This is a genomic window from Nesterenkonia aerolata (assembly GCF_031470965.1).
In the GTDB taxonomy this organism is placed as follows: Bacteria; Actinomycetota; Actinomycetes; order Actinomycetales; family Micrococcaceae; genus Nesterenkonia; species Nesterenkonia aerolata.
The window spans coordinates 1-984 of record NZ_JAVKGR010000051.1 but is presented as its reverse complement, the minus strand read 5'-3'; the positions used below and the strand labels follow the sequence as shown (position 1 = coordinate 984).

Sequence of the window (984 nt, the reverse complement as noted above, 5' to 3'; positions counted from 1 at the left end):
GGCCATTCGCGGTTGAGTGTGGAGGTGTCGTGAGTCAAGGGGCTCGCGCCCTTGTTGGATGATGGATTTTGCCGATCTATCTTCCGAGTAACGAAGGACGCGAGCCATGTTCCAGCCTACGGGCCCTCACCTGTTCCTGCCCACCGTTAGCAGCGTCATCGACGCGGTTCGGGATCCGGTCTCGGTGGTGTTCAACCTGCCCGGCTACCAGGTGCTATCGGCCTGTGATCTGCCGTTGGGAGGCCGTCGAGTCACCGCCGTCGCCAACAGCACCGAGGCGGCCTGCCCTGACTGCGGGGTGATCTCGGCCCGGGTGCATCAGCGCACCCGCCAACGGGTCAAAGATCTCGGCGTCGGGGGCAAGGACATCGAGCTGATAGTCATCAAGCCCCGGTTCCTCTGCACCGAGGCCGGGTGTGCTCGGCGGACCTTCACCCAGGTCACCAGCCAGTTGCCCTTTCGGGCCCGGTGCACCGCCCGGTTGAAGGCGGCCGCCGTCGAAGCGGTCTTGGATGAGGGGATGCCGATCTGGCGGGCGTGTGCCCGCCACCGGCTGGGCTGGGCGACGATCAACGCCGCAATCATCGCTGATACGGTCACCATCCCCGACCCGGACCAGGTGCCGGTGCGGGCCTTGGGGATTGATGAGCACCGCTTCGCCCGAGCGAAGTGGTTCAAGCATCCTGGGACTGCTCAGTGGTGCCGGGTAGAGCCGTGGATGTCGACCTTCGTCAACGCCGCGACCGGCCACATCCTCGGCGTGGTCGACGGTCGCTCCAGTGCGAACATCACCCGCTGGCTACGAGCACGCTCCCAGGCCTGGCTGGAGGGCCTAGAAGTAGTGGCGATCGATCCCTCCTCGGCGTTCCGCAACGCGGTGGCCCAGGTGCTGCCGGCGGTGGAGATCAGCGTTGATCACTGGCACGTGGTCCGCCTCGGTAACCAGATGCTCACCGAGGTCCGCCAACGAGTCACCCGCGAAGT

At 65.9% G+C, this 984-nt stretch carries 1 protein-coding gene; it reads left to right on the top strand.

Annotated elements, in window-relative coordinates; translation table 11 throughout:
* Positions 1-106: 106 nt before the first annotated feature.
* Positions 107-984, top strand: an 878-nt coding sequence (locus tag RIL96_RS13280) for a transposase (RefSeq protein ID WP_310549489.1), incomplete at its 3' end; no start/stop codon positions are given.